Below are 20,925 nucleotides of genomic sequence, written 5' to 3'. Positions count from 1 at the left end.
TGGGTCAGGAACATCCGGCCCGAGGCCTCTGCCCGTCCGGACCTCACTACCACGATCGGCTTACTGCTCGCAAAACTTCTCACCGCGGTCATGAACCTCCGCCCGTTCATGATGTTCTGAATGTAGAGGATGATAGCCCGTGTTTCAGGGTCGCAGCCGAGATAGTCGATCAGATCGGCGAAGTCGATATCCAGCTTCCCCCCCACAGAGATAAAATGACTGAAGCCCATCTGTTTGCTTATCGCCCTCTCCAGGAAGGCCGAGGAGAATATGCCGCTCTGGGAGATGAAGGCGATGAACCCCTTCTGGGGAATATGGGGGAACAGGCTCGCATTGAGGTTCTTGCCCGGCCGCAGGAAGCCGAAGGAGTTTGGTCCCATGACCCTGAAGCCGTAAATGTTTGAGAGTCTTCTGATCCGGTTTTCCTGTTCCTCCGAATCAGCGCCGGGAAGCTCGAAGTGAGGCGCCAGGATGACGACGCCCTTCACCTCCTTCTGTCCGCATTCATCGAGGGCGGTATCAAGCTCTGCGGCGGGAGAAGCGACGATCGCCAAGTCGATCTCGTGCGGTATGGCGGTGACCGACCTGTATGCCTCAACGCCCTGTACCGCCTCGCGGCGTTGATTCACCGGAAAGACAACGCCGTTAAATCCTTTCCCAACGAGGTTCCTGAAGGCATAGTAACCAAGAGACCGCTTGTCGTCGCTCGCCCCGACGACCGCTATGCGGTGTGGATTAAAGAAGGTGTCGAGATTCTTGATCGACATACCACAACCTCATCTGTCAACCGGTTTTAAGGCACGCCGTTCTCAGGGCAATGCATGTATCGAAAATATGTTTCCTCTCACAATTGCATCATCAGTCATTCTCAGCCGACTATTGAGAACAACCATTTCATCTCATTAGTATCATAGCAGACTTTCTTAAAGCAGCATACCTGTTTGGTTAGTCCGACCCAGGACAGAGAACATCGCGATAATTTCGACAGATAGAGGCGGGAACCATCGTTTATCTCCATGGTCTATGAACCGAAAGGAGAAAAATGGTCGGGGCGAAAGGATTTGAACCTTCGACTTCACGGTCCCGAACCGTGCGCGCTACCAGACTGCGCTACGCCCCGATAATCCTGCTCGCGGGAGCGTCTGGGAATCGAACCAACCTGCCGGATTTTGGCCGGCAACACTGGATCTGATGTGCTAATTCCCGCGGTTCCCGCTCTGTTCGGAATGACAGATTTTACCAGGTTTTTTCAGCATTAGCAAGGGGTTGCCTTTTTCTCATGAAGTCGGCTGGAATCAGCTGAAACACGGGTGATTGCGATTAGGAACTACAGTTGGGTCCATGTCCCATGTCGTAGGTCTCTGCGGCAAAAATGAAACAGTAGGGATAAAAGGAAGAAGGGGTGCGATCGTAAGTGCAATTTGCCAATGAAGCCAGCGGCTCACGAGCACTTCAGAAGGAATCCTTTTCAACCCACCTTCTATTGATGATCCTGTTTGGGAGGTGACGGGAACAGTGCATAGGGCGTCATTGGTTCCTGATCCGGAGGTAAATACGTTGGAGCAGGTTCACCGCCTGTGCCAAGATATCGAACCAACTGATAAATGGCTTTCAGATCCTCTTTTTTCACTATGTTCAGAGCATACCACGGCATCGGGGGCCTGGTTTTCAGGGTTCGGGCAGTCTTCACCCATTGGTCTTCTGTCATCGTATTGATAAAGATCCGCAAATTTACTGCGTAGGTTGTTCCCCATGGACCACGCCACCCAAACCTGTCCCCTGTGAGCCATAATATTTCTGGCACCTTTCCCTCAGAGAGCAAATACCCAGCTGTGTGGCAATCGTTGCATCCGGCGATCACCGACAGATAGCGCCCACGCTCAATCTGTTTCGTATCGAAGCTCCTCGCAGGATTCTTCCGGAAAGCCGTTTCCGCATATACACAGTCGATGGAGATGAACCCGAGAATGAGCACCACTAAGAGTGTAAGTGTCTTTCGCATTAGTTCCATGTTAACATCCCTCCGCTTGTTCTTATTACAGTCCCAGGGAGAACACCGTAACTTCTTCAAATTAGGACAATCCGTCATCCCTCATCAGCTTTTTTGTATCCGCGATGTTAAAGAAGCGCTCAACAATCTCATCAACGACAACATCAGGTCTTTCTCGCGCAATGATCTGACCATTCCAGTTGTATTGCCAAATGTAAACTGCCCTCTTGAAATGGTGGCCGAGCAATCCTATCCAGCTATCTGAAAACGAATCACGAAACGAAAGCAATATATACTTTCCGGTCGGATTCTCCGTGTATACCGGGGGCGTATAGGGGGAGGGCCGCTTGACAAAAATATTAGGGTCCGCCTTGATTTCCGACAACTGCAGTGGTGCACGAGGTCTCAAACGGACGACATCTCTCTCGGTCATGCTCTGTCCTCCGAGCAGACCTGCGAGGTCCCCTCCCTTCTCTTGAGAGAGGGAAGGCTCAAACGCAGCGTATGGCAGAGGTTCCCCCAGGTCGCGTAGCTGCCGCGACAGCGCCTGTATCAAAGCCTGATAAGCGACAAATGCTCCATACATGTTCCAATGCGTATCAGTATAAAGATATGTGCGGGCAGTTTTTTTTGCCTCCCGTAGCGCAGGACGAAGGTCGAGCACTTCGATGGTAGTGTTTGCCTTCAGGTGAGCGAGGAGTTGGTCCAACTTGGTCTGATGTTCCGTCCTGGTAAGCCAATCGGGTACGTGTTCCGGGTAAATTGTCTGTTTGTCCGGGACAATCACCAGGAGATATCTGATGCCGCGTCTTGCCAGCCAGTCCCGCCTCTTCTCCAGCAAAGCCTGCCACCCGGCCAATTCCTTCCGCGTGAATGTCATCGCGCCCTGAAAATGCTCCAACATCTGTTCGCCCGTGTAATAGAGCCAGCCGTCACGGCCAATCAACACGGCGGGATGATTCGACTCTCTGAAGAGTTCATGCTTCCATTTCTGCTCACAGCGGATGAGCCTCTTACGGAAGCCGAAGCGGTCGCCGAAGTAAGCTTCCAAGCCGGCGGGCAGGGCACGCAAACTTTCCATACTCAACATGACCTCGGGAAACTTGGCGGGAGCGCGGTTTTCATTGATCCATGGGGCTTTGTCTAAACTGAAAAAAGAATCAAGCGTTGGCATCCAAAGCAGAATCAGAAAAATAGCAGATAGTAGCAGCGCCCCGACATTGTTTACCCCGACAAAGGACTGCGAAGCCTTCAAGAAGACTCCATCTGAAAGTCGACCTTCCAGTCGCTGTGGTGATGATCTGTTATGCATGTTCTTTTGTTTTAGCACAAATCTATCTTAGAGGATAGTTGAGCAAATCCACGATTCTTCGAAAATGCAACCAGGTGCTTTCTAAGAAAACCGATGGCCATACGAAATTTCGAGCAACTGTCGTCGAGTAAGAATAGCACAGCACATAAAGGCTTTAAAAAGGACCTTTCTCTCGACTCCACCGACAACCAATCGCTTTTCAAATCTTTGCAACGATGAAGATTTTCAAAGGAAGGGCAACGATCGGCCGGCCATTATTCATAATTCTTGTCTAATGTAACATCAAGCCATTTCAGCGCGTCCTCGATACGTCTGAAAACTTCAGTCTTGAGGCCAGAGCCATAAAGCAGTGCCTGATGCACTCGTGACAGGTCATGTGCTAGCTCCCCCGGCGCAACAAAAGCGCATCTCTCGCCGGTAAATATACGGGCGAGCCTTTTCTTCTTCTGCGCGATCAGAGATGCCTCCTCGGAAGTAATGACAATGTTATCAATCTTTCTGTAATCAACGAGCTTCTTCATTGGTGCTTTATATCTATCATCCAAAGCCAAGGCGTCAAGATGTCCTATGACATCAACACCCGTAATGACACCGGAGCCTTTTGCGAGTACTAATTGTTTTTCCATTATGATGTCGTATGCAATAGGCATCCTATAACTCCATGGCTAATAGACAATGATCATATGAACTTCCGATTTAATGATCCCATAGACCCAATATACCACAACGGGAAGACCGATAAAAGTTGCACAGACCGCTGTTTTAGGAGATGCCATACCCAACACTGCCCCGGGACGGGTATTCAGGGTGCGTGAAGAGACAGAAGAAAGACTCAAAGAAAGTCGTAACGGGCACAATTTGGGCACAATCACAGTTCATGACATGAAGAAAGGGAAGTGCTGCATGGAAGGGCGTAAGTCCTTGATTCTCAATGGCGGGAGCGTGTGGGAATCGAACCCACCCTGCCGGATTTTGGCCGGCAACACTGGATTTGAAGTCCAGGAGGGACACCAGAACCCTATGCACTCCCGGTCGCTATTTTACTTGCTTTGCCCATGGCAATGCAACCATCCTCCCTGCGGATTCCAGACCGACCGGAACATTACTAAAATGAGGTTGTAGCCGGCGCAATAGTCGGGCTGCCTTGTGAAACCTCTCTTGAACGGCGACGGCTTCTCAGTTCTCCGGCATATATTGACATTCATACCGCCTGTCAGTACAATCTGAATAATCAGAATACTAAGTCGCCCTGCCTCACGTATTGACACGCGTCACTGAACAAGTTTTACAATCCTGCGCTTTTCGGCGCCGATCGCGATTCACGATAAAGAGGAGAATCCCTTATGGACAAAGAAGCAAAACATCTTTACTGGCACAGCCATTCAGTCACCGTCAAGGAGCGGAGAGAAAGTTATAATTATGTGAGCTGCGTACTCTGGTTCACCGGATTGTCGGCGGCCGGGAAATCGACGCTCGCAAATGCCCTCTGCCAGAGGCTGCACCTCATGGGGGTGAAGAGCTATGTCCTCGACGGCGATAACATTCGTCACGGGCTCAATAAGAATCTCGGTTTCAGTCCGGAGGACAGAAAAGAGAATATCCGGAGAATCGGAGAAGTCGCGAAGCTCTTTGTCGATGCCGGGGTCATCGCGATGACGGCCTTCATATCGCCCTACCGGGAGGACCGAGACAATGTGAGGGCGCTCCTGAAAGAGGATGAATTCATCGAAATCTTTCTTCGCTGTCCAATCGAAGAGTGTGAAAGACGCGACCCCAAGGGAATCTATAAGAAGGCGAGAACCGGTGAGGTGAAAGAATTTACCGGCATCTCCGCGCCCTATGAAGAGCCCGCGCACCCTGAGATTATTCTCGATACGGATAAGCTGACCTTAGAGGAAGCCGTCGAAGCGGTGATGCGGTATCTGATCCAGAACGAGTATATCAAACCTGAAAATTCCCGGGAAGTCTGAGAAGGGTCTTGCTCGAAACAGCGGGGAAGAGACTGATACTCACCGCCCTCTTGGCAGCCGAAGAAGCGGGCAAGGCCATTCTCGATGTCTACAATGCCGGTGCTATCGTCGCGGATGAGAAATGTGATGGTTCGCCCCTGACCCTTGCCGACAGGCGTTCGCATGAGATCATAATCCGCCGCCTCGGAGGAGAGGGCAGCTCTCGATTCCCTCTTCTCAGTGAAGAGGGTAAGGATATCCGATACGAAGAGAGGAAGAAGTGGGAATGCTTCTGGCTCGTCGACCCTCTTGACGGGACGAAGGAGTTCATCAAAAGGAACGACGAATTCACGGTAAACATAGCCCTTATCAAGGGAGGCAGACCTGTCCTCGGGGTCATCTATCTGCCGGTAACTGATACCTTCTATTTCGCCGCCGAAGATCTTGGATCCTATAAGGCAGAGCATCTGAGGATTGCCGGACTGGTTCGACCGGGACAGACTGATGGGGAGACGGAGGAGTCATTCCGGGAGGTAATGGAGAGGGCAGCTTCCCTCCCGGATCGGGGAACGGAAACAGGAGCATCAGGCATCCTCAGGGTTGTGGGCAGCAGATCACATGCAACGGTCGAGCAGGATCTCTTCATCGAGGCACTCAAGAAGAGATATGAACGGGTTGAGATCGTCCCTGCCGGAAGCTCCTTGAAGTTCTGCCTCGTTGCGGAAGGGAAAGCGGATATCTATCCCAGATTCGGACCGACAATGGAGTGGGATACCGCGGCAGGGCAGTCCATCGTGAATGAAAGCGGAGGCGAAGTTGTCTCGATGAAAGACAGGCAACCCCTTCGTTACAACAAGGAGGACCTGAGAAATCATCCTTTCCTCTGTAAGGGAAGCTCTTCCGACCTCGAAGGTCTTCTTCATCCGGATCCCGACCCGCTCCGCTTTTAGACCCGCCATTCCCCCGATCGACTAGCTTTTCTAAAGCTGAAAAGTTCGTGGTATAATAAGGCGCTTAAGAAAGCAATCTTATCGTATACTCAGATACCAGGAGATTTCATGTCTTTCGACCTCAGGAAAATAATCGATCTCCATCAGGGCAGGCAGCTCTCGCTCCTTTCGGAGTACATGAACCCGCAGATGGCGAAGGTCCTGAAGACCCTCGGCTTCGACCCGGTCTACGTCAGGGGGAAGGGAACCCATCTCTGGGACGACAAGGGCAACGACTACCTCGACATGCTGTCGGGCTTCGGGGTCTTTGCCGTGGGCCGCTCCCATCCTAAAGTCAAGGAGGCGATACGCCAGTATCTCGAACTGGACAGTCCCAACCTCATAAAGATGGGGACTCAGCTCCTCTCGGGGATTCTCGCCGAGAGACTCGTGGATGAGTTCGCCCCTCCCGGCCTCGACACGGTCTTCTTCTGTAACTCAGGGGCGGAGGCCGTTGACGGCGCACTGAAGTTCGCCCATGCCTTCACGCGAAGGAAGAGGTTCCTCTACTGCGACCACGGGTTTCACGGCCTGACCCTCGGGACCCTCGCGGTCAACGGCTGCATGGAATTCAGGGAAGACTACGAGGCGATTCTCGCTGGGGGGACGGAGATCCCCTTCGGGGACGCGGCCCGTCTCGAAGCCGAGCTTTCCCGGGGAGACGTTGCTGCCTTCGTCGTAGAACCGATAATCGGCCACGGTGTATTCATACCGCCCGATGACTTTCTTCCCCGCAGCCGGGAACTCTGTGCGCGCCACGGTGCGCTCCTCATAGCCGACGAAGTCCAGACCGGTTTCGGCCGCACAGGGAAACTCTTCGCGTGTGAGCACTGGAACATCGTGCCCGACATCATGACCCTCTCGAAATCGCTCTCGGGCGGCTACTGTCCGATCGGCGCCATCCTCTACCCGCGGAAGGTCTACGACAGGGTCTTCAGTTCCCTCGACCGGTGCATGGTCCATTCGACCACCTTCAGCCAGAACGATCTGGCGGCGGTCTGCGGCCTCGCCACGCTCGATGTGATCAGGGAGGAGGGCCTCGTCGAAAACAGCGCCCGGATGGGCGAGTATCTCATGGAACAGCTGAGGGTCCTCGCGCAGAAGTACGAGTTCATCAGGGAGGTGCGGGGCAGGGGCCTCATGATCGCGATAGAGTTCGGTCAGCCCCGCTCGCTCAGTCTGAAGGCTGCATGGAAGATGATTCACGGGGTCAACCAGGACCTCTTCTGTCAATCGATGCTCGTGCCCCTGATCATGGACCACCACATCCTCGCTCAGGTATCCGGACACGGGAAAGACATCATCAAGCTACTGCCGCCCCTCGTTTTTGACAGGGCCGATGCGGATCGCTTCATTAAGGCCTTCGACGAGGTCCTGGACGCAGCGCATCGTTTCCCCGGGCCGATTTGGGAAGTCGGCTCTCGTCTCGCAAAGACGGCCCTTCGATAGGCCGGGTAACGGGAGCGACAAGTGAACCCCCGTATCGATCCTGAGATAGAAAGTTCTTCTGACCAGGTCCCTTTGCTTAACCTTCGTGGAATCCTCCGGTCTCGCTCGGCCCTCTTGGGGCTCTCCGTCGGAGTCGCTCTCTTCGTTGCGGTGCTCGTCTGGCAGGGAATTGACGACGTGTCAGAGGCGCTCAGGCGAGCTGGCTGGGGCATAATAGCTATCGCGCTTCTCCATCTTCCGCCCTTGTGGGCGGATGCCACGGGCTGGCGGCACCTGATCCCTGCACGGCAGCAGCCCCGCCGCCGCACCATGATCAGGGCGCGCTGGATAGGTGAGTCGATCAACGATCTCCTCCCGGTCCTCCAGATGGGAGGGAACGTCGTCAAGGCCCGTCTCATCGCCCTCCGGGGAGTCCCGGTTAGCAAGGCAGGGGCGAGCGTCGTCGTGGACGTCACCCTCGTCGTCCTAACACAAATACTCTTCACGCTCTTCGGTCTCGGCGTGCTCGCTCCGAGTCTCGGTCGAGGAAAATCCCTTCTCGTCGTGCTCGTCGGCTCCGCCATCATGGCGATCCTCCTCGGCGGATTCTATGTCGCCCAGCGGCGGGGGTTCTTCGGCTTCGTCGCACGGGTTTCGAGGAGACTCCTCAGCGGACCCGAATGGGAGTCGGTGTCGCGCGGCGCCTCCGAGATCGACGACGAAGTCCTTAAGCTCTATAACGAACGCCGTGCCGTGATCGCGTCAGCATGCTGGCACATGCTCGCCTGGCTCCTCGGCATCGCAGAGGTCTGGGTCGCGCTCCGCCTCCTCGGTCAGCCCGTGGATGTCCGGACAGCCCTTCTCTTCGAGAGCCTCGGCCAGGCTATCAGGACGGGTGCCTTCGCTGTGCCCGGCGCCCTCGGAATTCAGGAGGGCGGCTACGTATTGGTCGGAAGCGCGCTCGGCATATCACCCGGTGCGGCCCTCGGCCTTTCTCTGGCGCGGCGGGTGCGGGAGCTACTCCTCGGTTTGCCTGGACTTGCCGTATGGCAGGCGTCGGCCGTCCACAGCGCCCTCGGGAAAGGCATCAGCTACGCATCTGCGACGGAAGGTGCACTCGTATCTCCATTGGGTGGGGACGGCGCGAATGCCGACAAGAGGCGTTGGAAAGTCGAGCGCTCGCCGATCGTGCACGCCATTAACATCGGGGGACGTCTCCCCGGACTGCGTTCGATGCCGGGACTGAGGGAAGAGGAACTCATCGATGCGGCCCGCAAGCAGACGGCATTGGAAGACTTTGGCGGCCTTTCCTTTCGCGAACCTCTCGGTCGTCTCCTCGAGTCTCTCGATTCCGAGGCCAGGCTGAATCTCATGGGACGGCTTGCGACGCGGCACGATGTGATCCGTCTCCTCACGAACCGTCTCAGGATGGAGGAGGACCGGAAAAGAAACCCGGAAATAGGAGAGGAAAAGATACGCAGACCGATCATCATCACAGGCCTTCCGAGGACCGGAACTACCCTGCTCCATAGTCTTCTCTCCCTCGACCCGGCGAGCCGCGTCCCCCTGACCTGGGAGACGGTATATCCTTCGCCTCCGCCCGAGTCAGCAACCTACCTGACAGACCGGCGCATAGGTCTCGTGGACGGTCAGATACGCTGGTTCCACCGCCTCGTAAAAGGCTTTAACCGGATTCATCCTGTCGGAGCGAGCCTCCCCGAGGAGTGCCTCGTGATATTCAGCCATTCTTTTCTGAGTTATCAGTTCGAGACGACGCATCGCCTGCCTGCCTATCTCGATTGGCTCGAGGCACAGGACCTCCGTTACGCCTACGAGGTACACCGTCGCTTCTTGCAGCACCTCCAGTGGCGCTGCCGAGGAGAGCGCTGGGTCCTCAAGGCCCCGGCACACATGTTCGACTTCGATGCGATGTTCTCTGCCTACCCGGACGCCTGCGTCGTCATGACCCACCGAGACCCTCTCGAAGTGACCGCGTCGAACGCGAGCCTCACCGCGACCCTCCGATCCGCCTTCAGCGACGATGTCGACCCTTTCGAGGTCGGGCCTGAGTGCAGTCTCAGGTGGGCCAACGCTATCGGGAGGGCGATCCGCTCGCGCGACAGGGGGTGCGCTCCGACTGACCGCTTCCTCGACATATATTACGTCGACCTCGTGGCCGATGCCGTCGGTACGGTCCGGAAGGTCTACGCCGCATTCGATCTTCCCTTTCCGGAGGGAATGGGAGAGAGCATCCGTAAATTCCTCGGCCGTCATCCGAAGGACAAGTTCGGGAAGCACCGTTACAGCCTCGAGGACTTCGGTCTCGAGATCGAAGAGGAGAAGAAGCGGTACGGACCCTACAGGGAACGCTTCAGGCTCTGAGGAACAGGGGAGCCAGGTCGCAAAGCGGAATGACTACAGCCGCGGACAATTTCAGGACGGGCGGGAAAGGAGACGAAACAATGCGAAGAAGGAGTCATCCGAGTGCGTATCTGGCGGTGGGTTTCATGCTCTTTCTTCTCCTCTCTTCCGGAGCAGAAGGCGCGAACTGGCTCAAAGTCGGCGAAGTGAAGGGGAGAGTGATACTGTATGTCGATCCCGACACCGTAAACAGAACAGGTGAGACGGTAGGGGCGAAGACGAAAGAGGTTAAGTTCGAACCGGTAGGCGTGGGAGATGAAGACCTTGTCGAGGTGACGGGCTACACGGAATTCAGGTGCGGCAGGAATCAGTTTCGCCCCATGGAGACGACATATCTCTACAAGAGCGGCAAAACCGAGCGGATAGCCTCAGAGGGGATGAGGACATGGAAGACGATCAACAGGGAATCGACAAGAATACTCTATGACTACCTCTGCAAGAGACCTAACGTATCTTTTTGAGTCCGCCCGAATTCGTCGCCCCATTGAAATATAAAAGCGGTTACCTCACTTCGGCGGGAAATTCGAAAGGATACCCTGAACCGCCTGCTTCAGGTCTGTCGAAGCAGCATCGGTATTGATAGTACCGACCGCTGTCCCCCGCCAGACCATCTCCCTTCTCTCGCCCCCGTTTTCGTGGTGCAAGGAAGTTCTCGGTATGTCTGGAGGGGGAGGCGTATCGCTCCTCATTTTGTAGACGTTCAAGGCCAGCATCCTCAGCTGATAGCCGTACTGATAGCTGTTGATGTCGAATTCATAACTCATCGCTATGAGGAGATCGGGCCTCTCGGTAGTCCTGCTGAAGCCTTTCTCCGTGAGGAGCTGATCCGCAAGAGCCTGAACATTTCTTTCGAGGATCGGGTCCTGACGGCTCAAGACGGATGACGGGGCCCAGGCATAACTTTTCCCTTCGGTAAAGCTCGCCTTCGTGTCATAGGAATATTTGATCGCCGGCGCGCAGCTCACCAAAACGAGCGCCGACAGAAAGACTAAAGCCGTGACTGCCGAGAGTTCCCTTCCGCTGAATATCCTCATCGTGATTCCTCCTTCGTGAATACGAATTGACAGTAACCCATCCCGCAATGCCCAACTCACTTATAACAGGTTGACCCCCGGTTGTCAAGAATTCGGATGGACCGTTGATTACCGGATGCGGCCGGCTTATTCACGTCTGTGGGGTCAATCTTCTCGTCCAGGCAACAAGGTTTTCGAGGAGCTGCCTGATCAGCTCTCTCGTCTTCTCATCGGTCACCTTGCCCTCCCTGTCGATCTTCTCGTGGGCAAAGGGGACCATCACCTCCGGCTGGTTCAGTGCGAGACAACTGAGAAAGACAAAGCATTGCCGCAGATGATACTGGGCCCTTCCGGAGCCCATCATGCCGGGAGAGGCGCCCATGATAGCGACAGGTTTATGCGCAAAAACATTGTCTCCATAGGGACGGGAGGCGCAGTCGATGGCATTCTTCAGGACTCCCGGGATCGAATAATTGTATTCGGGAGTTGCGATGAGAATGGCGTCGGCAGCCCTTATCTTTCCTTTAAACTCCTTCAACCTCTCCGTAGGCTGATTTTCCAAATCCTGGTTGTAAAAGGGAAGCCCTTCGAGATCGAATACCTCGAGTTCGGCGTCTTCCGGAAGGAGTTCCAGAGCGGCCCGCAAGAGAGACCTGTTGAAGGAATCCTTGCGCAGGCTCCCCGCGAAGCCTAATATCCTGCATATCCTTTTCATGCGCTGCCTCCTATGCATTACGCTCTCTCCGCCTCAACGAACGTCGGACCCATTCTTACGTGAGGAACCGAGGACGATCAGGACCATACCGTCCGTAAGCAGGATCACATTCAGTGTCATGCTTATTCCGTGCAGCAGAGAGAACCGTTTCCTCGCCGCCGAATCATCGGGAGTATTTTCGAAAGAGACTATCTCCTGCTTCGTCTTCTTAACCTCAGGATAGAGGCCGAAGTTCACGAATAGACAGATGAAAACGGCTATGCCGAGGAGACCGAGTCTGAGTTTGCGGAACGGGCCTTTTCTCAGTTCAGAGACGAGAAAGAAGATGACCGCAAGGATTACGACGCCGAGGATGTAAGGGAAATAGAAGGGAAAGAGTTTATCGACGATCGCGCTCGCGGTGTTCCGTCCGAAAGACCTGAATATGAGAGGGGTGACGAGAAAGGTGAATATGAAGATACCGCCGACCCAGAGGGAAAGCATCAAGTTATAAAGAGCGAGTGCCATTCTTCCTCCAATCTCCAGCTAGGATGCCATCGGATTCTCACGGGTTCCGATACATTTCTTGTTATCGCCCCTGCATATCGCCTCAATCACCTTCCGGCCGGACAGGGCGTTCATGAAGAGGGCGCCTGCTGAAGTCACCCACACGCCGGCCATGTAGAAATTTGAAAGTCCCGGCAGGGTCATCTCCTGTCTGTTGCCGAAGATGGTGCGTAAGAACGATATCTTCTTGTTCGGCATATTCGCAAAACCGTGAGTGCCGCCCATGTAGCGCTCCCACGTCACCGCTGTAGGGACATCGATGACCTCGATCTGGCTTCTCAGGCCGGTGAAGTAGCGCCACTCCAGGATATCGATGACCTTATCGGCCACCTTCTCCTTCTCTTCAACATATCTCTGACGGTCGGCATGGAGATTCTTCCAGTAGGAATACCCGGATACGAGCTCCACCTTTATCACTCCCTTTCCGGCAGGCGCCATCGTCCTATCGAAGCCGTACATCTGCATCTCGAGACTGCCATGGGTATGGTTCGCGATGACAACCGGCTCATCGAGGAGCATCACCATCGACGATGGCTCCCGCGAGAGGTCCCTGTTGACGCCGAGGAAGACATGCACTGCCCAGTTCGTCTCATCGGGGGGGTCCGCGCAGTAGGACGCAATACGCCGGTCGCTGTATCTGTTTTCGAGCATCTCGATGATCGTCTTCCTTCCGTCCGCGTTCGAAATGACGATATCAGAGCGGTCTTCGGTGCCGTCGGCAAGTCTGATCCCGATAGCCCGATCATTCTCGACCAGTATCTTCTCGACCCTGGACCGGTAGTGGATCTCTCCGCCGAGGTCGCGATAGCGCCTTTCGATCGAGGAGGCGAACTCGCGGGCTCCGCCCACGCGCCACTGGAGACTTCCTTTATACCCGTACGCATGCCGTATCAGGTGGATCATGAGAGGGGCGGTGGGATCGGAATAAACGAGGAGCGGCATCGCCTTTCTCAGAAAACCGTCTTTGAAGCGGCCTCCGAACTCGGCCATCGTCGGTTTCAGCAGGCGAAATACCGGGAGGGTTGCGAGGAGCATGCTGAAGAAATCACCATCACCCATGATCAGCTCTCCCCACCGGTCTCTTCCCGCGAATGCCCTGATGCCGCGGATGTATTCCGCCGTCGCCTTCCGATCCCCGGGCGAAAGCCCTTGCAGGTGTTCTTCCAGCTTGCTCAGGTCATAGTAATCCCGGAAGATCCTCCGATCTTCCGAAAGGACGCTGACGCATTCAGGTATCGCGACGAGCTCGGCAGGCATCGCCCCAAGGTCGTTCCAGAGCTTATAGATCTCAGAGCTGGCATGACAGCCGAAGAGGTGATGGATACAGGCGTCGAAGGTGTAGCCCTTCCTCTGCCAGGAGGCGCACTGACCTCCCGGTTTCGAATGCATTTCGAAGATCCTCGTCCTATAACCGTTCATCCGGCCATAGATCCCCGACGCGAGGCCGCCCATTCCCGCACCGATTATGATTATCGACTTTTCCGCCATTTGAACCGCCTGCCGTTATTGTACCACTTCAAAATTGACGATGAGAGTCCTGAGTTGCGAGCGCCCTGCTCTCCGCCGGACGGTCTTCTACTCGGCCGGCAGCAGCCGCGCATGTATTTATGCGACGTCCTTCCACATGGGAAAGGTCAGTGCGAACAGGGCCCCGTCATCGGTAATTCCGGAGTCCCGGATGAAGTCGGCCGCTCCCCTGCGCGAACGCGCTGCGTAGTCCGGATCGGCCTCGTTCGGGAGGCGGTCAATCGACAGCATCAACGCGGACGGCGCATAACCCCAGGGGGCCCTCTCGAAAAGCGTAACGGCGGACACGGCCACGGTCGTGCCTTTCAGGCTCTTAATCACCGCCATGGCGTCGTCCTTTGACCATGCCCCTTCACCATCGCCAAACTCGGGAAGGAAGAGCGCCGTCTCCCTGAGCCGATTCGGAATCAGCTCAGGGAGCTTCATCAGCCTCTGCCTTCTTGTCCGCCTTCAATGCTTCGTTTACCTCTAATCAATCAGGCTTCTTTCCCCTATTATAGGGTTATTCCCTCCTGACCGGAAGTATCCGGGTAATTCTGTCGCTCTCTCTTTTAAAACGTCCCGCCTTTTTAGTATGCTAATAAAAGATAGTCTATCGTGTAATGTCATCATGAGCCACAAGAGGAGGTCTACCATGAAGCGTCGTGATTTTCTGAAGGTTGCGGCCCTTACCGCGGCCGCGGTATCAGCCCCTCCGCTTCGCGCGGAGACGGTATCGGAAACGCCCTCCGTAAAGAGCTACCGGCCGATAGGGAAGACCGGACTCAAGATGTCTGACATCTCCTTCGGCGCGGGCAAGCTCTCCGCAGCTTCGATGGTCCTCAGGGCGATAGACAGCGGCATCAACTACTTCGACACAGCCCCCGATTACGGACAGTCCGAGAAGACGATCGGGGAGGCGATGCCGAAGATTAAGAGGGACAAGGTGATCATCGCCTCGAAATTCTGTCACCCCGTGCCCTATCCGGGCCACGTTCCCGTGAACGCGACGAAGAAGGATTACATCGAAGCTGTGGAAGGCAGCCTCTCGAGGATGAAGACCGACTATCTCGATTTCTGTCTCGTCCATGCCATCGGCGACATGAACAAGGACCTCGAGACGGAGAAGAAGAGGCTCCTCTCGGAAGAGATGCTCGCGGCCGCTTCGGAATTGAAGAAGGCCGGGAAGATCCGCTTCCTCGGGACCTCCTCCCACGGGCCGACCAACATGGAGGAGCTCCTCATGACGGCGGTCGAGTCGGGCCACTACGACATGATACAGCCCGCCTTCAACTTCATGAAGTTTCCGAGGCTGCCCGAAGTTATGAAAGAGGCCAACAAAAAGGGCGTCGGCGTAGTAGCGATGAAGACACTCGCGGGTGCTAAGGACATGAAGATGGAAGAGAAGGGAGGGGAGTTTTCCCATGCCGCCTTCAATTGGGTGCTCCAGCATCCCGAGGTGAGCGGCCTCATCGTCACGATGAAGACCGCCTCTGATATCGATCTCTACCTCAAGGCGTCGGGCGGAAAATTCACAACGTCCCACCAGCGTCTCCTCGATAGCTACGCCCGCAGATATGGCAGTGAATACTGCAGGACTGGCTGCGGAGCCTGTCTGGGGTCATGCTCAGCAGGGGTCGAGATCGCCACGATCATGAGGTATCGTATGTACTTTGTGGATTACGGAATGGAGAAGAGGGCGATGGAGTCTTACGCGGCTCTCGAAAAGAAGGCGGCACCCTGTTCGACGTGCAATGATCCGGTATGCGTCGGCAGTTGTCCTTATGGCCTCCCGGTAAAGGAGATGCTCTGCGCCGCTCATGAGTCGATGTCGTTTCTGGCCTGATGCATTCCGTTCCGCTCAGATATCGACTCGTCCTCATCGGGATACTGCCGATCGTCGCGGGGGTCCTCTATTTCAGGGGACAGCAGTATGACCCCGCGCTCATCGACTTCAAGGCAGCAACGCCTTCTCAGTCGGTTGCATCTCTCTCGACTCCTCAGCCGATAGAGAAACCTCAGGCTTTCTCCGCAGTTCAAGAGCTCGCCGGTTTCCGGCAGTTAGGCGAGCAGCATCGTTATACGAAGGATAACCTTTACGAACACGTAGACGGCCACGCGGAATATTTCATCAGCGCCGGGTTTCAGGCACTCACGGTGACCGAATACAGTCTCGCCGGTTCGAATCCTCAGGAGGCTTCCATCGAGGCGGAGGTCTTTGACATGGGGAAGAGCATTCAGGCCTTCGGCGTGCTTTCCGATGAGTCAGGAGAAAATCCCTCTTCCGTTCCTGTCGGGACGATGGGGTACAAGACCTCGGGCGGGATAAACTTCATTAAGGGCCGGTATTACGTGAAGATCGCTGCCCTCAATCCGAAGGCGCCGCTGCTCAAATTCTCGAAGGCGTTGGCCGAGTCCCTGCCCTCGGGTCAGGACTCCTTCCAGGTCTTTTCGAAGTTCCCGAACCTCGGTAAGGTAGACCATACGAAATTCGTGAAGGAAGGCTACCGGGGACTCGATTTCCTCCATAACGTGATAGAGCGGCAGTACTCCATGGGAGACAGGAAGGTCCAGGTAGCCCTCATGGCCGCGAGCGAGCGTGAGGTCAATTCGCTCAGGAGCTCTTTTCTCGACTACTTCAAGAGATCGGGGATGCCGAATGAGAAGATAGAGAGAAACGGAATAGAAGCGTACAAGGTGATAGACAAATACGAGGGCGACTGGTTCCTCATACCGTCGGGAGATTCGCTGTTCGGTCTCTTCGGTACGGATGATGAAGCGGTCCTGAGATATTTCATGAAGGAATCAAAATCAAAAGGATGAGCCGTGCCGTCGAAGCATAACAAGAGAGAGCCTGAGGTCACGAGGAGGCAGTTTCTCCTCAGGACCGCTGCTACCTGCGGACTCGCGGCCGCGGCAGGCCTTGGGGGGTATCTCTTTTACAGCAGCCAGCCTGTCCGTAGGAGCGACACGAAGATATTCACATTCAGGGACTTCCGCACCGGGGAGAGGAAAGTCTATCCCCATCTGGCGGTAGTCCACGGCAAAGACGCCGAGAAGATGGTGCGGGCGGCAGTCGATAAGATCGGCGGGATGGGCCGGTTCGTGAGCCCCGGAGAGAGGGTACTCCTGAAACCGAACGCGTCGTGGGACAGACAGCCCGAGCAGGCTGCAAACACGAATCCCTTCGTAGTCTCTGCTGTCGTGAAGCTCTGCATCGAGGCGAAGGCCTCTGAGGTCTGGGTGACGGACGTCTCGGTGAACGACCCCTTCCGGTGTTTCAGCCGCTCCGGGATAGAAGAGGCGGTAAAGAGGGCAGGGGGAAAGATCAAGCTCGCGACCGAGAACGACTTCGTCCCGACTGACCTCAAGGGAGAGTCCCTCAAGGTATGGCCTGTGTCCGCCTTCTACCACAGAGTAGACAGGCTCATAAACCTGCCTGTCGTGAAACACCACTCCCTGAGCAAGTGTACCATGGCGATGAAGAACCTCTACGGCTCACTCGGCGGCCAGAGGAACCGCCTCCATCAGGACATCAACACATCGATCGCGGACCTCGTGACAGCGATACGGCCGACGCTCACCGTCATGGACGCGACGAGGGTGCTCAAGAGAAACGGTCCGACAGGCGGAAACATCAATGACGTCGCGATAGAAAATACCGTCATCGCCGGAGTCGACCTCGTCGCGATAGAGTCCTACGGACTGCGGTTCCTCGATCTGAAGCCGGAGGATATCCCCTTCATCGGGATGGCTGAGAAGAGGGGCATCGGGGTCTCTGACCTGCGGTCCCTCAACATCGCGGAAGCTGACGTATGATAAAGAGGATCCTGAGCTTGCGGAACATCAGGAGGACCTACGCGGCCTTCTTCCTGATCCTCTTCATCCTGCTCCTCTGGCTGGCGGGGTTCAGGCGGCTGAAGGGCTACGAGACACCGCTTTTCCTGGAGCTCGATCCCCTCACCGCGATAACCGCCTTTCTCACGAGCTGGACCGTCTACAAGGGTCTCGCGCTCTCACTCATCATCATCGTCGGCACTCTCTTCTTCGGTCGCTTCTTCTGCTCCTGGGTCTGTCCCCTCGGCATAATCAATCAGATCGTCGGAAGCATCTTCATCAAATTGCGGGCGGTCGACAGCATCGCGCTCAATACCTATCGCGTCCTCTACCGTCTCAAATATTACATCCTCGCCGTTCTAATAGCGGTAGCCCTCTTCGGCTCGCTCCAGACCGGGCTCTTCGATCCGATCTCATTCGTCACGAGGTCCTTCACCGTCTCGGTTTTTCCGGCTGTCAACCTGAGCCGGGGCTGGCTCTACATGAAGCAGCCCCTCTTTAACGGCGGAACACTTCTCGGGATTATCTTCCTTCTCGTCATCTTTGCGAACAGGTTCCTGCCCCGGTTCTGGTGCCGCGTTGTCTGCCCGCTCGGCGCGCTCCTCGGATTGCTCTCCTTCAGGCCGGTCTTCAGGATATGGCGCAACGTAGACCGCTGCACTGACTGCAAGAAATGCCTCGGCCACTGCCACGGCGGATGCGACCCCGACACCGCCCTGCGGGTGACTGAATGCCACGTCTGCATGAACTGTATAGAGGACTGCCCGGAGGACGCTATCCATTACGGCCTACCTGAATCAGCGAGCTCTGTGCAGATGCCCCTCGACGTGAGCCGTCGCAGGCTCATCGAGACAGCCATCGCGGGCGCGGTGCTTTTTCCGATCATGCGGAGCACCATCGCCTCAGGGGCGACAGCCGAGTATCGGGTCATCAGACCGCCCGGCTCTTTGGCTGAGAAGGACTTTCTCCGGAGATGCATCAAATGCGGGGAATGCATGAAGGTCTGTCCGACGAATGCGATTCAACCTGCCCTCTTCGAGGCCGGCTTCGAAGGATTATGGTCCCCGGTACTCATCCCGCGGATCGGCTACTGCGAGTATAACTGCGTGCTCTGCAGCCGCGTATGCCCGACAGGCGCGATAGCGCCCCTCACGATAGAGAAGAAATTGGGAAGGGGAATCGGACAGAAGCCGCTCAAGATCGGCACAGCCTTCTACGACCGTGGGAGGTGCCTGCCCTGGGCGATGAACATCGACTGCATCGTCTGCGAAGAGGTCTGTCCCACGTCTCCGAAGGCGATCTGGTTCCAGACCGTAGATGTGGAGCTCAGGGACGGTCAGGTGAAGCGGCTGAAGCGGCCCTACATGGACCCCGACATCTGCATCGGCTGCGGCATCTGTGAGACGAAGTGCCCTGTCAGGGACAAAGCCGCTGTCCGCGTCACGTCTATAGGTGAGACACGGTCGACGACGAACAGGATTTTATTGAAATCCTAATAGAGTCTTAGGCTATACAACCGCCGCTCCAGTCCGGTTCGAAAACCATGAGCGGTACCGAGCAATGATAGGTCGCCATGGCTGAGCTGCCGTGACAGGGCGGATTGCACGTATAGTTTGAATCGTCCACTTCCCCGTCGACCCGACCCAGCAGTGATACCATGCGTTCGGCTGGGCGGAGAAGCAGACATCGATAGCCTCCCTGCCCTCAACCTCGGAGCCGTCGCCGTTCGAACCATGATTGTCAAGCCAGCCGGTCCCGTCGCTCCAGCTCGGCTGCCTCACCAGTGACCCAATCCTTCTCGTTTGCGCCCCACACCCCTATGTGGAGCGTTGCGTTGTTGTGTGCCGTGTCCCAGCACGAACTATTCATCCAGGTGTACGCGTAATCGACTAAGGCGGCGAAACGTGTCGGGATGCACGCCGGAGTATCCGGCGAGCAGAGATCGCCCGACGCGGTAAAGAACCATTCAGCGACGCCCGCGCCAGCCCACACATGGCCGCCGCCGCCGGAGATCCCGTAGCCGAAAGTCCCGGCCTTGGGATCCGCCTGTCCCTGCTGCCACTGCCATCCCTGATCATAGGGCGGCACCTTGATGAATATCGTGGAGCCCGATATGATCCGCGGTTTCATCCTTTCGATCTTCGGCCAGCCGATGCCAACCTTGCTCCTGCGCGCGATCAGCTCACGGTGCTTCTTAAAGGCGGCGAGAACCTTCTTGTCCTTGATGAGAGGCGCGAGAAGCGGTGCCTCCAACTTCGCGCGGAGCGAATCCGTCTCGGCGAGGCGCTGCCTGCGCGCGATGAATTTCTCTTTCGTCTTTCTTGCGAGCTACTCCATCGCCTTCTTTCCCGCAGCCCGTGGCGGCTGCCCTCCGAGAGCCTGCATTACCCTGTTTACGCCCTTAGCCCCTACGGTGATGATATTCCCTGACATGTTGCACCCTCTGTGAGTCTGTTTTCCTGTCCCTAATTATGATAGTAGCAGAGAGAAAAATATTTTCAACACCCGTATGCATCGGCTCCCTGACATTTCGGGTACTAAGGGGACTTCAGAGGCCGTCAGCATCCACCGACTATAGCGTGTGAATCCCGGAAATACTCCCGCAAGAACTCCCCCGCTCCCCATGGTACAATACTGAAAACAGGTCGGCCTGGCGACAGTCAGGAGGTGCGCACCAGTGGAAACATCCCGCGAAGTGATAGACAAGGCACTCAACCGGGAAGCAGCGGACCGGATCCCTGCGGCGTTGATCGGCGCAGGCACGTGGAGCGTGCGCGAGTTCGGCGTTTCCTTCCAGCAGATGTCCACCGATCCCTCGCTCATGGCCCGGATGATTACGGAGATGGCGGCCAAGCTCCAGAGCGATATCGTCTACGTCGGCTCCGGGTATCCCAATTTTCCTGTAGCGGCCCTCGGCGGCTCGATAAAGTATCGCGAGGTGGGTACGCCGGACCTCGAAACTCCCCTGGTGCATGCGGAGTCCGACCTTGCGGGACTCGACCTTTCGCGCATCAGCAGCGATCCCGTGCTCTGCGTCATCCGCGAGGCTTACAGCCTTGTCAGCAAAGCACTCGGACGGGATTACGCGGTGACGCTCACGGCATGGGGGCCGTTTACCCTGGGAGCGCGGCTGATCGGCGAAGAAGCGATGATGAAAGCGCTTTACAAGAACCGGAGCCTGGTGAATGCGGCGACAGAGTTCGCGGTCCGCATGCTGAA

At 56.0% G+C, this 20,925-nt stretch carries 21 protein-coding genes and 2 tRNA genes; 10 read left to right on the top strand and 13 right to left on the bottom strand.

All coding sequences use genetic code 11. The features are described from left to right. The 6 genes from VEI96_03585 to VEI96_03560 all read right to left on the bottom strand — a co-directional run. Positions 1–767, bottom strand: a 767-nt coding sequence (locus tag VEI96_03585; protein HXX57058.1) for a CoA-binding protein, incomplete at its 3' end; no start/stop codon positions are given. A 276-nt stretch (positions 768–1,043) separates the two neighbouring features. Beyond that, positions 1,044–1,120, bottom strand: a tRNA-Pro gene (locus tag VEI96_03580). Positions 1,121–1,480: 360 nt separating this feature from the next. Further along, positions 1,481–2,011, bottom strand: a complete 531-nt coding sequence (locus VEI96_03575) for a hypothetical protein (protein ID HXX57057.1) — start codon at positions 2,009–2,011, stop codon at positions 1,481–1,483. A gap of 61 nt (positions 2,012–2,072) precedes the next feature. Next, on the bottom strand, positions 2,073–3,245 hold the full coding sequence (locus VEI96_03570) for a hypothetical protein (GenBank protein ID HXX57056.1): 1,173 nt from the start codon (positions 3,243–3,245) through the stop codon (positions 2,073–2,075). 311 nt (positions 3,246–3,556) lie between these two features. Then, positions 3,557–3,952 carry a hypothetical protein gene (locus tag VEI96_03565; protein ID HXX57055.1) on the bottom strand — a complete coding sequence of 132 codons (396 nt, stop codon included), beginning with the start codon at positions 3,950–3,952 and terminating at the stop codon, positions 3,557–3,559. A gap of 282 nt (positions 3,953–4,234) precedes the next feature. Further along, a tRNA-Sec gene (locus VEI96_03560) sits at positions 4,235–4,332 on the bottom strand. Positions 4,333–4,645: 313 nt separating this feature from the next. On the opposite strand from VEI96_03560, the gene cysC reads away from it, so the two are divergent. The 5 genes from cysC to VEI96_03535 all read left to right on the top strand — a co-directional run bounded on the left by cysC (position 4,646) and on the right by VEI96_03535 (position 10,550). After that, a complete protein-coding gene (cysC, locus tag VEI96_03555) occupies positions 4,646–5,272 on the top strand; it encodes an adenylyl-sulfate kinase (protein HXX57054.1) in 627 nt (208 codons plus the stop codon). Positions 5,273–5,280: 8 nt separating this feature from the next. Then, positions 5,281–6,201, top strand: coding sequence for a 3'(2'),5'-bisphosphate nucleotidase CysQ (locus tag VEI96_03550; GenBank protein HXX57053.1), 921 nt, complete (start codon positions 5,281–5,283; stop codon positions 6,199–6,201). 108 nt (positions 6,202–6,309) lie between these two features. Beyond that, a complete protein-coding gene (locus VEI96_03545) occupies positions 6,310–7,689 on the top strand; it encodes an aspartate aminotransferase family protein (protein ID HXX57052.1) in 1,380 nt (459 codons plus the stop codon). Positions 7,690–7,761: 72 nt separating this feature from the next. Beyond that, positions 7,762–10,050 carry a flippase-like domain-containing protein gene (locus VEI96_03540; GenBank protein ID HXX57051.1) on the top strand — a complete coding sequence of 763 codons (2,289 nt, stop codon included), beginning with the start codon at positions 7,762–7,764 and terminating at the stop codon, positions 10,048–10,050. A gap of 80 nt (positions 10,051–10,130) precedes the next feature. Next, positions 10,131–10,550 (top strand): surface-adhesin E family protein, encoded by a 420-nt coding sequence (locus VEI96_03535; protein ID HXX57050.1) that lies wholly within the window; start codon positions 10,131–10,133, stop codon positions 10,548–10,550. Between the two features lie 45 nt (positions 10,551–10,595). On the opposite strand, the gene VEI96_03530 is transcribed toward VEI96_03535, so the two are convergent. The 5 genes from VEI96_03530 to VEI96_03510 form a co-directional block, all read right to left on the bottom strand. After that, positions 10,596–11,123 carry a DUF4136 domain-containing protein gene (locus VEI96_03530; protein HXX57049.1) on the bottom strand — a complete coding sequence of 176 codons (528 nt, stop codon included), beginning with the start codon at positions 11,121–11,123 and terminating at the stop codon, positions 10,596–10,598. A 130-nt stretch (positions 11,124–11,253) separates the two neighbouring features. Then, complete coding sequence (locus VEI96_03525) at positions 11,254–11,817, bottom strand: NAD(P)H-dependent oxidoreductase (protein HXX57048.1); 564 nt, start codon at positions 11,815–11,817, stop codon at positions 11,254–11,256. Positions 11,818–11,850: 33 nt separating this feature from the next. After that, entirely contained in the window at positions 11,851–12,324 is a 474-nt protein-coding gene (locus tag VEI96_03520; GenBank protein ID HXX57047.1) for a DUF4149 domain-containing protein, read from the bottom strand. An 18-nt stretch (positions 12,325–12,342) separates the two neighbouring features. Then, entirely contained in the window at positions 12,343–13,851 is a 1,509-nt protein-coding gene (locus tag VEI96_03515; GenBank protein HXX57046.1) for an NAD(P)/FAD-dependent oxidoreductase, read from the bottom strand. A 117-nt stretch (positions 13,852–13,968) separates the two neighbouring features. Next, positions 13,969–14,316 carry a hypothetical protein gene (locus VEI96_03510; GenBank protein ID HXX57045.1) on the bottom strand — a complete coding sequence of 116 codons (348 nt, stop codon included), beginning with the start codon at positions 14,314–14,316 and terminating at the stop codon, positions 13,969–13,971. Positions 14,317–14,524: 208 nt separating this feature from the next. On the opposite strand from VEI96_03510, the gene VEI96_03505 reads away from it, so the two are divergent. From VEI96_03505 to VEI96_03490, 4 genes are read left to right on the top strand one after another with little or no spacing between them, the layout of a single operon-like run. Beyond that, on the top strand, positions 14,525–15,715 hold the full coding sequence (locus tag VEI96_03505; GenBank protein HXX57044.1) for an aldo/keto reductase: 1,191 nt from the start codon (positions 14,525–14,527) through the stop codon (positions 15,713–15,715). Continuing rightward, entirely contained in the window at positions 15,715–16,692 is a 978-nt protein-coding gene (locus VEI96_03500; GenBank protein ID HXX57043.1) for a DUF6599 family protein, read from the top strand. The genes VEI96_03505 and VEI96_03500 overlap by 1 nt, the downstream gene beginning before the upstream one ends. Before the next feature lie 3 nt (positions 16,693–16,695). Next, on the top strand, positions 16,696–17,688 hold the full coding sequence (locus tag VEI96_03495) for a DUF362 domain-containing protein (protein HXX57042.1): 993 nt from the start codon (positions 16,696–16,698) through the stop codon (positions 17,686–17,688). Beyond that, positions 17,685–19,202 (top strand): 4Fe-4S dicluster domain-containing protein, encoded by a 1,518-nt coding sequence (locus VEI96_03490; protein HXX57041.1) that lies wholly within the window; start codon positions 17,685–17,687, stop codon positions 19,200–19,202. The genes VEI96_03495 and VEI96_03490 overlap by 4 nt, the downstream gene beginning before the upstream one ends. A 7-nt stretch (positions 19,203–19,209) precedes the next feature. Here the strand turns inward: VEI96_03490 and VEI96_03485 are convergent, their stop codons facing one another. Continuing rightward, positions 19,210–19,365, bottom strand: a complete 156-nt coding sequence (locus VEI96_03485) for a hypothetical protein (protein HXX57040.1) — start codon at positions 19,363–19,365, stop codon at positions 19,210–19,212. An 81-nt stretch (positions 19,366–19,446) separates the two neighbouring features. Then, positions 19,447–19,959 carry a hypothetical protein gene (locus tag VEI96_03480; GenBank protein ID HXX57039.1) on the bottom strand — a complete coding sequence of 171 codons (513 nt, stop codon included), beginning with the start codon at positions 19,957–19,959 and terminating at the stop codon, positions 19,447–19,449. Between the two features lie 424 nt (positions 19,960–20,383). Here VEI96_03480 and VEI96_03475 point away from each other — a divergent pair. Next, on the top strand, positions 20,384–20,925 hold a 542-nt coding region (locus VEI96_03475), incomplete at its 3' end, for a uroporphyrinogen decarboxylase family protein (protein ID HXX57038.1).

The sequence above is a fragment of the Thermodesulfovibrionales bacterium genome, assembly GCA_035622735.1.
Taxonomy (GTDB): Bacteria; Nitrospirota; Thermodesulfovibrionia; order Thermodesulfovibrionales; family UBA9159; genus DASPUT01.
This window is presented reverse-complemented; position numbering and strand designations above follow the sequence as displayed.